The sequence below is a fragment of the Dyella sp. PARNA 12/25 genome, assembly GCF_055702865.1.
Window position 1 is genome coordinate 96,178 of the sequence record NZ_JBVQCI010000012.1, and the last position, 14,030, is coordinate 110,207.

Here is a 14,030-nt window from a genome sequence, read left to right on the forward strand (position 1 = left end):
TAGGAAATCATTGGAGGTCTCGCTGCGTCGTCCCGTGGTCAGTAGAGATCGATGGGATCGACGTCGAGTGACCAGCGCACGCGACGCGCTGAAGGCAGCGTCGATAGCATGCGATACCAAGGTCGGAGTGCGGTGTGCAAGGCGCTGCGGGTGTTAGCCTCGATCAGCAGTTGACCGCGATGGCGGCCTGCACGCAGCGGCATGGGTGCTGGCATCGGACCGGCGATTTGCAGCGGCGCGCCGCCGAGTGCCGCGGCGGCCTCGGCGAGAAAGCCGTCGACGTGCTCTCGCTGGTGTGCATCCGCGCGCAGCAACACCTGATGCCCATAAGGAGGTAGCTGCACGCTGCGCCGTTCGTCGAGCAGTGTGTTTGCCGCGGCGGCGTAGCCCTGTGCGAGCAATTGGCGCAACAGTGGGTGTTCGGGGTGATGCGTCTGCAGCAGCACGCGCCCGGGTTTGCTGGCACGCCCCGCGCGTCCCGCGACCTGCACCACCAGTTGGGCCAGTCGTTCGTTGGCGCGGAAATCCACACTGTGCAGCCCTTCGTCGACACCGACGATGGCGACCAGCGTGAGGTTGGGCAGATCGTGGCCCTTGGCCAGCATTTGCGTGCCCACGAGGATGGCCGGGCGATCCTGATGCAGACCTTCCAGTAGTTGCTCGAAGGCATCGCGTCGCCGTGTGGTCTCGCGATCGATGCGCAATACGGGCACATCGGGGAATTGCGCAGCCAGCGCCTCTTCCAGGCGTTCCGTACCCTGGCCCTGCGGTTTGAGATCGGGCGCGCCGCAGGCTGGGCATTGCGGCGGAATGCGCGAGGTGTAATCGCAGTGATGGCAGATCAGCTGGCGCCGGCCGGCATGCAGCGTCATCGGATGCTCGCAGCGCGGACATTCGGCGTGCCATCCGCAGCTGTAGCACAACAACACCGGGGCGTAACCGCGTCGGTTGCGGAACACCAGCGCTTGTTCGCCGCGTGCCACGGTATCGGCGACAGCGGCGATCAGGGTGGGCGAAAGGCCGTGTTCCAGCCGCTGCGCGCGCATGTCTACGATCTGTACCTGCGGCGGGCGGATGGCGCCGGGTCGCGCACGCAAATGCAGCGCGCGATAACGACCGGCCTGCACGTTGGCGAGTGATTCCAATGAGGGTGTGGCAGAGCCCAGTACCACTGGCACATTCAACGCACGCGCGCGCAGCAGCGCCAGATCGCGGGCGTGATAGCGGAAACCCTCTTGTTGCTTGTAGGCGCTGTCGTGTTCTTCATCGACCACGATCAGTCCTGCATGCGGCAGTGGCGTGAAGATGGCGGAGCGCGTGCCGAGGATCACCTTCGCCTCGCCTGAGCGGGCGCGCAGCCATGCGCGCGCGCGATCGCCCTCAGCAAGATTGGAGTGCAACACCTGCACGGCGACGCCAAGGCGGTCGCGCAGGCGGCGCACGGTCTGCGGGGCCAGGCCGATTTCAGGCACCAGCAGCAAGGCCTGCTTGCCCTGCGCTATCACCTGTTCGATGAGCGCGAGATAGACCTCGGTCTTGCCGCTGCCGGTGACGCCATCGAGCAGAAAGGGCTGGAAGCGGCCCAGCGCCTCACCGATGCTGGCCACCGCCTGTTGCTGCTCGTCGCTCAAAGACGGGGCGGACGTGACGGCAGGCGGAGCCACCGTTTCCGCTTGGGTGCGTTCAATCAGGCCCGCTTGATCGAGCCGCCGAGCCGCGTCGCGCCAGCCGGGCAGCATCTCGTGCAGTAGCTCGGCGGTCTGCGGGCCGCGAGCCAGCGCTTCCAGCAAGGTACGGCTACCACCGCGACGGCTGCCGGCATCCAGCGCGCTGCGACCGGCCGCGGTAAGCGTCCAGGCCTCCGCATGCAGATCGGGCAGGGGGCGGTCTTCGCGCAAGGCTAGCGGCAGGGCATTGGCGTACGCCTCGCCGGGTGCGCCGAGCCAGTAGTCGGCGGCCCGGGCCAGGGTGGCCATGAGTTCGCTATCCAGTAAAGGAGCATCGTCGAGCACACGCGCGACCTGCTTGAGGCGCGCCTTGCCGACCGCGGCGTCGACGCCGGTCTCGACCACCACCCCCACGGCCTTGCCCTTGCCGAACGGCACCAGCACTCGGCTGCCCACGTCCGCCTGACCCGTTGCCGGGGGCAGGTAGTCGAACAGGGTCGGCAGGGGCACCGGGAGGGCGACGCGTAGGACGGCGGGCATGTAAGAGCCTGTCCTCATGGTCCAGCGATGCCGCGTTGTCCAGCAATGGGCGCCAGGGGGTAGACCGTGGCGTAGCCCATGCTGGTTGCATGGGCAAGCCACGGGCTGCCGTCTGGCGCCCATTGCTGGACAACCCGAAGGGCCGGGTCTGTTTGCCCGCAGGGCGGCGTCATCGCTCGGTCGTGTATCGACATACACTCCCTCTCTCTTCCTTGCCCTGCGAGCAAACAGCTCCCGGCGCGGCGTCGTTGGACCATGAGGACAGGCTCTAACCTCTTCAGCGCGCAGTGTAACGGGGTCGTTTCAGTTCGCTAGCCGGTGGCCATGCCGGGGCGAATGGCCTCCCAACGCCAGCTTGCGAAGGCTTGCTGCCCTCTACCTCTAAGAATGGGGTCTAAGTGACTAATGGCAGGGGGCTTTTGCGGTTATCCACAGCATCTGTGGATAAGTCTGTGGATGTTGGGTTGAGGGAGGCCCCTAAAGCCCATGAATACGGCGTTCAGTACGTGCTGTTCAAGTTTTAGCCACGAAGAAAAAGACTTGAAAATCAGTGACTTGATTTTCTTGCGCGCCTCGTGTTCATACAATTGCCATAGGCATGGGACTTGCCTTGACAGTCTGGTGACGCTGTGCAAAACCTCAAACTGGGACACGGAACGAACGCCGCGAAACGGCGCGGCTGTGCGGTTTGTGTGTGATTTGCATCACAAAATGGTGTCGGCTGTGTCGATCAGTTGGTGAGACCCAGCAGCGCCGCAAACGTGATCGCGAAGGTGGCCATGATGGTGTAGACCCAGCCCACGAACAGGTACTTCATGGTGGTCATGAACCAGCCTTGCCGATACACGCGCTTCTGCATCAGCAGCAGGTAGGCCAGGGCCCAGATGCCCAGCGCCCAACCCAGCAAGGTGATCGATTTGGCCAGCCAGACCACGTGGGGCGCCGCCCAGCCGTGCAGCATGTACAGCACCATGCCGAGCAGCAGCGAAAGGAACAGAAAAGCGTGGCTGTGCACCGCCACGATGAGGTGCTCCATGTATAGCCGGCGCTTGAAGAGGTAGGTGAACTTCAGCAGCAAGGCGAACAGCGGCATCAGCACAAACATGGTTTGGGGCAGCACGTGGAATACCGAGGCCAGCACACGTTCCTTTGCCTCGGCGCCTTGCTCGCCGCCCATCGTCATCGCGCTGGCATTGGACGCTGCCCGGGCGATGGAACGGTTGATGCTGTCGTTAAGAGCGTCCGGGAGCCAGCTCACGTGCACCGGGGTGGACTCCCCCTGAAAGCTGCTGAGTTCGTCAGCGGTTGGAGCTATCGATGGGGCGCCAAGTTGCATCAGGCGGTGGTTGGCGTGGTCGCGCTCAATATTCACGACCTTGTTGAATTTTTTGGTGCCCACCGCGGTTTGCCCGGCAGCCTTCAGCATGTCCTGCCGCTTCTGCTCGAAATGGGTGCGCACGATCTGCGGCGTGAGGTCGTTGGCGTAGTCGCCGGTGCCAGCGCTGGCTTCGGTGCGGATCTGCAGGATGTCCATGTTATTCACTGCCAGGTGGCACATGAAGAACGCCAGCAGCGAAAGCACGAACATCAGGCGGAACGGCGCCACGTAGCGCTGGCGGCGGCCTGCGAAATACTCCATGGTGAGGAAACCGGGGCGCAGGAACAGCGGCGGGATCGTGTGGACCACACGACCGTCCACATGCAGCACCATGTCGAGCGTGTCTTCCATCATGTGATGCATGGGGCGGAGCACAGTGTGGATGGACTGCCCGCAGTCGTGGCAGAACTCTCCCTGCATCGACGTGCTGCAGTTGGCGCAATGCACGCCCTCGAACGACACCAGTTCCTTCTTCATGTCCAACCCTCATGGCAAGCCCGCGATCTTGGCACAAGCAGGTGACGCCGGCAGCTGCTGTCGGCGAATGGTGATATGCCGGGTACAGGGGTGCCGGCGCGGCTGGGTTAGAATGCTGCACATAGGAGTTCATTTATGCAGTATTTCCGCCCCGATCGCGCCAGGGTGGCGCACGAGGTTGGCGCCGTCGTGCGCCTTGCTCTTCCTCTTATTGCCGCGCAGTTGGCCGCAGTGGGCCCGAACTTTGTCGATGCCGTGTTGGCTGGGCACCTCAGCGCACACGTGCAGGCGGCGGTCACCACAGCGGTGAGTATCTGGGCGCTGGCCCTGGTGGCCGGGCTCGGCATGATGATGGCGGTACCGCCATCGGTGGCGCAGCTCGATGGCGCCGGCCGGCGTCACGAGGTGGGCGCGGTGTTCGTGCAGGCGCTGTGGCTGGCCTGGGGCATGGGCATCGTCATGTGGTTCCTGATACGGCATGCCAGCCCGTTGCTCGACTGGATCGGCGTGGTGCCGACCTTGCGTACCGACGTCACGCATTTCCTGCATGCCATCAGCTGGGCCGCCCCGGCGCTGACCAGCTACTTCGCGCTGCGCGGTTTATCCGAGGGCCTGTCGATGACACGGCCTTCGATGTATTTCAGCTTTGGCGGTCTGCTCATACTGGCGCCGCTGGGTTACGTGCTCATGTACGGCAAGTTCGGCCTGCCGGCGTTGGGTTCGCTGGGCAGCGGCATCGCTACCGCCACGGTGTTGTGGCTGGAGATGGCCGGCTTCGCGCTCTACGTCGCCAAGCATCCCGCCTACCGCGACCTTGGTCTGCGCGAAGGCATGGCGTGGCCCAAGCCAAAGATGTTGCTTGAGCTGCTGAAGGTCGGTGGCCCCATGTCGGTCACCCTGCTGGCCGAAGGTGGCTTGTTCGTCGCTGTTGCGCTGGTCATCGCAACGCTGGGAGAGACGGTGGTGGCGAGCCACCAGGTAGCGCTGAGCGTAGCCACCATCGCCTTCATGATTCCGCTGGGCATGTCGATGGCCATCACCGTGCGTGTAGGCAACGCGGTGGGCCGTGGCGACGCGCGAGGCGTGCGCTACGCGGGATTCTGCGGTGTGGCGTTGGCGCTGTGCATGCAGACCCTCTCGTCCGGCGTGATGCTGAGCATCCCCCACCTGATCGCCCGCTTTTACACGAATGACGCGGCGGTGATCGCGCTGGCTGCACAGCTGATGATGCTGGCGGGGTTCTTTCAATTCTCTGACGGTATCCAGGTCACTTCCAACGGCGCATTGCGCGGCCTCAAGGACACCCGGGTTCCCATGGTCATCACGCTGTTCGCGTATTGGGGAGTCGGCATGCCGGTAGGGTGGTGGCTGGCCTTCCCGCATGGCCTGGGCGCACGCGGCATGTGGATGGGGCTGATCGCCGGCCTGAGCATGGCGGCAGTGCTGCTGTTCGCGCGCTTCTGGCGCACGGCCTGGCGGGAGTCGTGGCGGCCGAAGTAAGGGGCAGGGCCGGCATGCCGCCAAGCCCCGGTTTCACATCTCGCGTGGCGATGCCTGGACCAGGGTTTTCCCATAGGCCCGCGATGAGACTGCCTGCGTCCTTACCTCACACTTCTGCCCCATGACGTTCGCCGCGCGAAACGCTACGCTGTCACGGACCATCTGAGGAACTCTCGCATGACGCAGCCCCGCCCCACCGGTTTCTGGGCATTTCTCTGCGCATTTGGACGCGGCATCAACGTGGTCAGGCTGGTCATCATCAACCTGATCTTCTTCCTGTTCCTCCTTATCTTTCTGTTGCTGGCGCTGGGTGGCTACCTGGGCGCTCGTGCGCAGCGCATGATCCAGAACGACAGCGTGCTGGTGATCAAGCCCAAGGGCGATCTGGTCGAGCAGTACAGCATCGACGCCTTCCAGCGTGCGCTGGCCCAGCTGGCGGGGAACCCGCCCAAGCAAGTGCAGCTGCGTGACCTGGTGGCGACCATCGATGCCGCCGCCAAGGACACGCGCATCACGCGCATCCTGCTCGAGCCGGGTGAGTTGCACGGTGGTGGTTTCGCGGCCCTCCGCGAAGTGGGTGCGGCGCTCGATCGCTTCCGCGCGGCCGGCAAGCCGGTGATTGTGTGGGCACCCGAACTGGATCAGGGGCAGTACTACCTCGCCGCGCATGCCGATCGCATCCTGGTCGATCCGCAGGGCGGGGTGATGCTCACGGGCCTCGCCAACTACCGTCTGTTCTACAAGGATCTGCTCGACAAGCTCGGCGTGGACGTACACCTGTTCCGCGTCGGTCAGTTCAAGAGCGCGGCTGAGCCTTACATCCTCGACCATGCTTCGCCCGAGGCGAAGGAAGCCGACAGCTTCTGGATGGGTGGCCTGTGGGATACGTACATTGATGAAGTAGCGAAACTGCGCAAGCTCGACCCGGCGACGCTGCGTACCAACATCAATACGCTGCCGGAGAAGATCGCTAGCGCTCGCGGTGACCTTGGTCAGCTCTCACTGGAGCAACACCTTGTCGACGGCGTGGCGACGCCGGCTGAGCTGGAAGCGATGATGCGCAAGGAAGGCGTGCCCGCCGGCAAGAAGGGTGAGGGTTTCCGCCAGGTAGGGTTCGAACGTTATGACGCCAATCTGCCCGACGACTCCGGTTCGCTGGCGCCGGGTGTCTCGATCGTGGTGGCCGAAGGTGAGATTTCCGGCGGCAAGCAGCCGCAAGGTGAGGTGGGTGGCGAATCCACCGCAGCGCTGATCCGTGCTGCCCGCGTGGATAAGCGCACCAAGGCGCTGGTGCTGCGCGTTAACTCACCGGGTGGTGAAGTTTACGCAGCGGAGCAGATTCGTCGCGAAGTCGCGCTGACGCGCGAAGCGGGTATTCCGGTTGTGGTGTCCATGGGCAATGTGGCGGCTAGCGGCGGCTACTGGATCTCGATGAACGCCGATCGCATCTACGCCCAACCCAACACCATCACAGGCTCCATCGGTATCTTCGGCATGGTGCTCACCGTGCCGGGCACGCTGGACAAGTTGGGCGTCAGGAGCGACGGCGTAAGCACGAGTCCTTTGGCCGGCGCCTACGACATCACGCGGCCGCTCGACCCCAAGGTGGGCACGGTGATCCAGGCCACGATCGAGAAGGGTTACCGCGATTTTGTGGGGCAGGTGGCCAAGGCGCGCGGCAAGCCCTACGACGCCATCGACACCATCGCACAGGGTCGCGTGTGGACGGGGCAGCAGGCCCTCGAGCGCGGGCTGATCGATCAGGTCGGTGGCCTTGGTGACGCCGTGGCCGACGCCGCCAAGCGCGCGAAGCTGGCCAAGGACTATCCCGTGCGCTATGTGGAAGAGCCGCTGGGTGGCCTCGAACAGTTCCTGATGGGCCTCAACGATAACGCCATTGTGCAGCTGGGCCAGGCCTATGGCTTGCGTCTGCCTGCATGGGTGGCGCGTATCGACAGCATGGCGCCGGAGCTGAAGTTGCTGCGTAGCGCACAGTCGGGTCGCCCCAACATCTACGCGTACTGCTTCTGTTCGCCGCGTTGAGATAGAAGTGAGAAACGGGGGGTGAGAGAAGAGCTCGTGGTCGGCTCTCTCTCACTTCTCTTCACTCACTCCTCAATCGAAGCGCTGTAGTACCCACCATGCTCTTGAACGCGTACTGGCATACCGAACGCATCGGATAACGCCACACCCGTAAGCACTTCGGCCTTGTCGCCGTGTCGTAGCAAGCGACCTTCGCGCAGCAGCACTACCCGGTCGATCTCCGGAAGTATTTCCTCGATATGGTGAGTCACCAGCAGCAGTGTGGTGCCGCTGTGCGCCAGAGTGCGCAGGTTCTCCAGAAAACGGCGACGGCTCGCCATATCCAAGCCTGCACAGGGTTCGTCCAGCAGCAAGGCGCGTGGGCGATGGACCAGTGCGCGGGCAATCAGCACGCGGCGAGCCTCACCAGTGGAAAGGCTTGCCATGGTTCGCCCCAGCAGATGCGTGGCACCCGAGTGTGCCAACGCTTCCTCAGCACGTTCCCGCATCGGTGCGGTGATACGGTGGTCCAGGCCAAGTCGCCGCGCCGCAAAGAAGCTGGACAGCACCGCCTCGGAGACTTCAAGCGTCGGGTCGCCGGTGCAGTCATCCTGCAGTGATGGCGAAACGATGCCGAGCAGGCTTCGTAATTCCGAGACATGCCAGCGATCGCGGCCAAATACATGCATGGATGCGCGACCGTCGTCGCGCGCCAGCGGGTAGAGCTCACGCGTAATTAGCCGCACCAAGGTCGATTTGCCCGCACCATTCGCACCAAGAATGGCGGTGTGCTCGCCCGTGCTTATACGCAGGCTGAAGTGATCGAGAATCAACCGATCGCCGCGCATCACGCGGGCGTCGTCTATCTCCAGCAGAGGGGCGGCAGACAGTGCTTGGCATGAGGCATTCATGCTGGACAAGATGCCCATTCAGACGTCCGTTTGCCAAGTGCCAGCCCAGCCCGGGCTTATTCCATCAACGCTCTGCGGCGTCAATCTGCTGCCTTTGCTTCTCGGCCTGCTCGTCAACCGTCTTCTGCACATCTCGGGCGCGCTGTTCATCCTTCTTCAGGTCGTCCCAAGGTGTGGCCAAGCGAGCGGTGCTGGCGGCCGCCGGTGCCGTCGTCGGCGCGGGTGGCTTGCCGGAGCAGGCGGTCAAGGTGCATAGGCACAGCAGCAGGACATGCCATTTCATGGGCCATCCTCGTGAGGTGTCGTCCGGGTTCCCGCCAGTATCGTACCTTGCAAGCTTGGCTCGAATGGCGCACTGGTTCTAAGCTCGCCACATGAACGCACGCATCGACGCCTGGCAGCTGCAAGGCCACACCGCATTGATCACCGGAGCCAGCAAGGGCATAGGCTACGCCGCAGCGCGCGAGCTGGCCGGCCTGGGTTCCAATCTGCTGCTGGTGGCTCGCGACGCCGACTACCTTGAACAGGTGCGAGTGGAGTTGCTGGACGACTTCCCGGGCATCGATGTGCTGGCGTTTGGCGCCGACCTCAGCGACCAGGAAGATCGTTTGGCGGTTTTCGATTGGATTGCCGATCTCGGCGCGCCGCTCTCGCTGTTGATCAACAACGCGGGCGGCAACCAGCCAGCGCCGACGTTGAATTATCACGAGGACGAGTACCGTGCGATTTTCGAGCAGAACCTATTCTCTGCGTTCGAAATGTGCCGGCTGGCGCACCCGCAGCTGGTGCAGCATGCGAATGCGGCCATCGTGAACGTTGGGTCCGTGTCTGGCGTGACCCATGTGCGTACCGGTTCGCCCTATGGCATGGCCAAGGCTGCGTTGCACCAACTCACGCGCAACCTAGCGGTGGAATGGGCGGCGGATGGCATTCGGGTCAACGCGGTGGCGCCGTGGTACATCCGGACGCAGCGTTCGGAGCCGGCCCTGGCCAATGACGAGTATCTCGACGAAGTACTCGACCGCACGCCGCTGCGCCGCATCGGCGAGCCGGAAGAGGTGGCTGCTGCCATTGCCTTTCTTTGCCTGCCGGCGGCTAGCTATATCACCGGCCAGGTGCTGGCCGTTGATGGCGGTTTCCTCAATTACGGTTTTTGATCTGCCAACGGGTCTGAATCGCGCCGTAGCTTCCCTGCGTTGTTCATGGCCCGATAGGTGAGCAGCCCTGTGGTCCCTCTAAGCCGGCGAGCGACGGGCGAAGTTCCGTTGCTTCACGTTTCGTTCGCACGCATTGGCGAGATTTAACTGGCGAGGGTGCAAGGAGCGGTCGCTTGAGGCCACGCGACTCGCGATAGATTGGAAGCATGGGATGTCGGGACGTCGCCAATTGTGGCGCGCTCCTCGGGCTTGGTGATGCGACCTGACCGTGCCGCGTGGCGGTAGAAAGCGATGTAACGATAGAAACTCAGACGTTTCTTATGGAAGAGGCACCCGGCGCTTTCTTAGAGTTTGCTTCCTACTTTTGACGTGGTTCTGGAATTCATTCATGACCATCCATGCCACTACCCAGGTCTCATCCTCGAGTCAGCACGGTGCGGTGCCGCAGGGCGAAGGCTATCTTGCACGTGTTCTGGGCCTTTTGGCCGTTCTGCTGTTGATCCTGTCAGGGCCTTGCATTGCCCAAGGTGGCCTCCAACCGCAAGTAACACTCAGCAAGGAAGAGCAAAGCTGGGTGGCTGCCCATCCTGTAGTGCAGGTTGGCATCTACGTCGGCAATCATCTTCCCGGTGAGGCGTGGATCGCGGGCGCGCCGGAAGGCATGGGCGTGGAGTACGCCAAGTTGCTGGCCACCCGTGCTGGGCTGAGGCTGCAGTTTCGTCCGTTCACCGATTGGGACGGCGTCACCTTTGGCGACGACAGCAAGCCGGTGCCATTCGACCTGCTGGTGGCACAACGCTTCGATGGTAGTAGCCGATACGTTTATCTTCACCCATACACCACGGTCGAATACGTGCTCGTCGCGCGCAAGGGAGATCAGCAGATTCGCGACGAAAACGATCTTCCGCATGCGCGTATCGCCGTGGAGCGTGGCTTTCGATGGGTGGCCTTGGCTTTCAGGGCGCGCTTCCCCGATGCGACGTTTGTTTATGGTGATGACGGGCGCCAGACCCTTGATCTTGTCGCCTCCGGCGTCGCGGATGCCTATATCGGAATGTCGTCACGCACGCGCTGGCTGTTGTCTGAGCGCGAAAGCGATGATCTGAGTCTGTTGTCGACCATATCCGGCGTGACGCCCGCGCAGGTGGCACTTGCCGTTCCCAAGGATCGGGCCATGCTCGCGGAAGTGCTGCGTAAGGCCGAGGCGACGGTAACACCCGATGAGTTGAGTAGCCTGCGCACCCGTTGGTGGATTCGACCCGAAGCCAATGCTCCCGTGCCGCACATTCGGGAATTGACCGCGGATGACCGACGGTGGCTTTCGACATTGGGTACGGTGCGCCTGGGCTACGAAACGGATCGGCTTCCCTACAGCTTCATGAATAAGGATGGTGAGCTCGACGGTATTGCGGCGGACTACGTCAAAGTACTGAAGAAGGATCTTGGGCTGAAGATTCAGCTGGTGCCAGCGCACGACTGGGATGAGCTGCAGCGGCAGGTGGGTGCAAAGGAGGTCGATCTGGTCGCGGCAGTCATGCCCACCGATTTTGACTCGACGCATATGACCTTCACCCGGCCTTATGAACATTTCCCCGAAGTCATCGTGACAAGGACCAACGGTCCGATCATCGCGGGTACCGACGATCTGGCAGGTAAGAAAGTGGCCTTGCGAGACGAGGCCGGATTGGTGAGCACGCTACGCATGCTGCTGCCCCGCAGCGTGCTGGTTCCCGTCAAGAGCAATTACGCCGGGCTCGAGAAAGTCGAATCGGGAGAAGTGGCGGCCTATGTCGGCACCTTGCCCGCCATAGATACCCTCATCCGGGAGCGTTATGCGGGCAGTCTTCGCGTCATTGCATCGGTCGGTATGGACCAGGACATTGCCTTTGGAGTGATTCAGGATCGTGCGCGGCTGGCGACGCTGATCGACAAGGTGCTGGTTAACGTCAAGGACGACCAGCGGCAGGCAATCCGTAGTCGTTGGCTACGCGCCGAATATCAATACGGCGTGCCCTGGCAATGGGTCTTTGGCGGGCTGGCGATCAGCACCTTGGTGGTTGCTGGCATCAGCCTTGCCTACCGGCGCCTGCGCAATGCAGAGGCGCGCGCTCGCGCATCCGAGCGGCGGCTCATTGATATCAACGATAGCTTGCCTGGGGTCATCCTTACGCTGCACGTTGCCCCCGATGGTTCGCGAACTTACGACCACATCAGCGGGCAGGCATTCAAATTGTTTGGTGTGCCGCGAGAAGACATTCTTTCAGGTCGTGCGAGCCCGCTCGATATGGCTGTCGACGAAGATCTTCCCGCGGTGCAGGCCGTTATTGCAAAGTGCATTGATGAGAAGGTCTCGGAGTCGGTCGAATTTCGCATGGTCATCGACGGCAAGACCCGTTGGATCCGCGCGCTGGGTGGTGAGCCACGGCCAACCTCCGACGGTGGCCTCACCTGGAGCGCCTATTGCAAAGACGCCACCGATGAGAAGGTGCAAGCGCAAGCGTTGGCCGATGCCAAGACGGCGGCTGAGGCGGCAGTAAGAGCCAAGGGTGCATTCCTGGCCATGATGAGCCATGAGATCCGCACGCCCATGGCTGGCGTGCTCGGGCTTATCGAGCTGCTCACCAAGATGCCACTTGATGGTGAACAGGCGCGCATGGTGGCCATGGTGCAGGATTCGGCAGAATCCTTGCTGCAGATCCTGGACGACATCCTGGATTTCTCGCGCATTGAGGCCGAGCGTCTGGAGCTGGAGCCCGTGCCGTTTGACCTGCGTGCATTGGGCGATAGCGTGATGGGCATTTTTGCTGCGCGCGCACGGGACAAGGGCGTCCGGCTTCATCTGAGTATCGATTGGCGGCTCGCAGCGGAATACCTGGGTGATGCGACGCGTATTCGCCAGATCATCAACAACCTGCTCAGCAATGCTTTGAAGTTCACGCAACAGGGCTACGTCGCCTTGCGTATCGATCGGCTTGGCGAAACCCATGAAGGGCAGCGTCTGCGGATCTCCGTGGCCGACTCGGGCATCGGCATATCGATTGATCAGCTGACCCGCTTGTTCCAGCCATTCACTCAGGCGGAAGCATCCACCACGCGTCGTTTCGGTGGGACAGGGCTCGGTCTGAGCATTTGTCGGCGCCTCGCCGAGATGATGGGTGGCAACATTCAGCTCAATAGCAAGGTGGGGCTGGGCACACAGGCCAATTTCGAAGTCACCTTGCCGGCGGTGCGGGAGCTTATGCCCATCCCGGAAGTCAGCGGCAAGAAGGCGCTTGTGTGCACGCGTGATGCGATGCTTGAGCGCGAGCTGTCCAATGCGATATCCGCCATGGGCTTCAACGTTACCGAGGTGGATGTCGAAGACATGGCCGAGTCCGCGGGAAGCACTGCGGACATCTACGTGGTCGACGCTGACCTTGCGCTGCGAGGGCTGGTGCCTGCGCAGGTCGCAGCCGTACGTGTGGTACCGGTGTGCGATCACCAAGGCATGTACATCGATGATGGAAGCATCATGTTGTGCGGCAGTCCGCTTCTTTGGCGCGCGGTTGTGGACGCCTGTTGTACGGCGCTGGGTATCCGGACGGAAGCGAAGAAGGTCGAGTTGGCGCCGAAAGCTCCCGTCAGCGGCGCGCGCGTACTCGTTGCCGAAGACCACCCGATCAATCAGGCGGTGATTGAGCGGCAGCTCGATCGTCTCGGCTTTGCCTACACCATCGTCGATAACGGCCAGAAGGCCTGGGATGCATTGGCTTCGTCGCACTATGATCTGCTGATCACCGACTGCCATATGCCCGTCCTCGACGGCTACGCACTGGCGCGTCGCGTCAGGGCGTCGGAGGCGCACGGTGGTGGCGCGCACTTACCCATCATTGCCATCTCGGCCAGCGCCATGCCTGAGCATGTACATCAGTGCCATGAAGCGGGCATGGATGATTTTCTTGCCAAGCCCATGCAGCTGGATGATCTCAGGGTCAAGATCGAGTCTCTTCTCGGCGCCACTTACCCGGCACGACAGGTCGAGGCTGAGAAGGTCGCCGATGACGAATTGCTTGCCTTTCTCGCGGATGTGTTTGGAAGCAGGGAAAAAGTGCGGGTCATGCTGACCGAGTTGCTCGAGAGCAGTCGTGCCGACGTGCAGCAGCTGGACAGGGCGTTGCAGAGCGGCGATGTCCCGCAGCAGCGGGAGCTATTGCATCGTCTGCTGGGTTCATTGCGACTCCTCGGCGGTCTCCCTCTGGGTGAGGCGGACTCCGATGCCGCGCCTGCGCGACGTCGCGACGTCATCGTCAATCATTTGGAAACCGTTGGGGCCCTGGTAGATCGACTCAAGGAGCATGGCTAAGTCGAACCCAGGTGCTGGGCAGGAGGTTTTAGCGAC

8 protein-coding genes are annotated in these 14,030 nt (G+C 62.6%); 4 read left to right on the forward strand and 4 right to left on the reverse strand.

The window, feature by feature from the left end:
• Nucleotides 1-38: 38 nt before the first annotated feature.
• A complete protein-coding gene (locus AC0GUR_RS18910) occupies nt 39-2,207 on the reverse strand; it encodes a primosomal protein N' (protein WP_472879057.1) in 2,169 nt (722 codons plus the stop codon).
• Between the two features lie 730 nt (nt 2,208-2,937).
• Nucleotides 2,938-4,062, reverse strand: coding sequence for a DUF3667 domain-containing protein (locus AC0GUR_RS18915; protein WP_472879058.1), 1,125 nt, complete (start codon nt 4,060-4,062; stop codon nt 2,938-2,940).
• 135 nt (nt 4,063-4,197) lie between these two features.
• On the opposite strand from AC0GUR_RS18915, the gene AC0GUR_RS18920 reads away from it, so the two are divergent.
• A complete protein-coding gene (locus tag AC0GUR_RS18920; RefSeq protein ID WP_472879059.1) occupies nt 4,198-5,562 on the forward strand; it encodes an MATE family efflux transporter in 1,365 nt (454 codons plus the stop codon).
• Nucleotides 5,563-5,739: 177 nt separating this feature from the next.
• Nucleotides 5,740-7,605, forward strand: a complete 1,866-nt coding sequence (gene sppA / locus AC0GUR_RS18925; protein WP_472879060.1) for a signal peptide peptidase SppA — start codon at nt 5,740-5,742, stop codon at nt 7,603-7,605.
• Nucleotides 7,606-7,670: 65 nt separating this feature from the next.
• Here the strand turns inward: sppA and AC0GUR_RS18930 are convergent, their stop codons facing one another.
• Together AC0GUR_RS18930 and AC0GUR_RS18935 are read right to left on the reverse strand one after the other, a co-directional pair.
• The gene (locus AC0GUR_RS18930; protein ID WP_472879061.1) at nt 7,671-8,513 is read right to left on the reverse strand and encodes an ABC transporter ATP-binding protein; all 843 of its coding nucleotides are present in this window, start codon (nt 8,511-8,513) and stop codon (nt 7,671-7,673) included.
• Nucleotides 8,514-8,559: 46 nt separating this feature from the next.
• Nucleotides 8,560-8,778 carry a hypothetical protein gene (locus tag AC0GUR_RS18935; RefSeq protein WP_472879062.1) on the reverse strand — a complete coding sequence of 73 codons (219 nt, stop codon included), beginning with the start codon at nt 8,776-8,778 and terminating at the stop codon, nt 8,560-8,562.
• Between the two features lie 91 nt (nt 8,779-8,869).
• On the opposite strand from AC0GUR_RS18935, the gene AC0GUR_RS18940 reads away from it, so the two are divergent.
• Entirely contained in the window at nt 8,870-9,652 is a 783-nt protein-coding gene (locus AC0GUR_RS18940; protein WP_472879063.1) for an SDR family oxidoreductase, read from the forward strand.
• Between the two features lie 388 nt (nt 9,653-10,040).
• On the forward strand, nt 10,041-13,994 hold the full coding sequence (locus AC0GUR_RS18945; protein WP_472879064.1) for an ATP-binding protein: 3,954 nt from the start codon (nt 10,041-10,043) through the stop codon (nt 13,992-13,994).
• Nucleotides 13,995-14,030 lie beyond the last annotated feature (36 nt).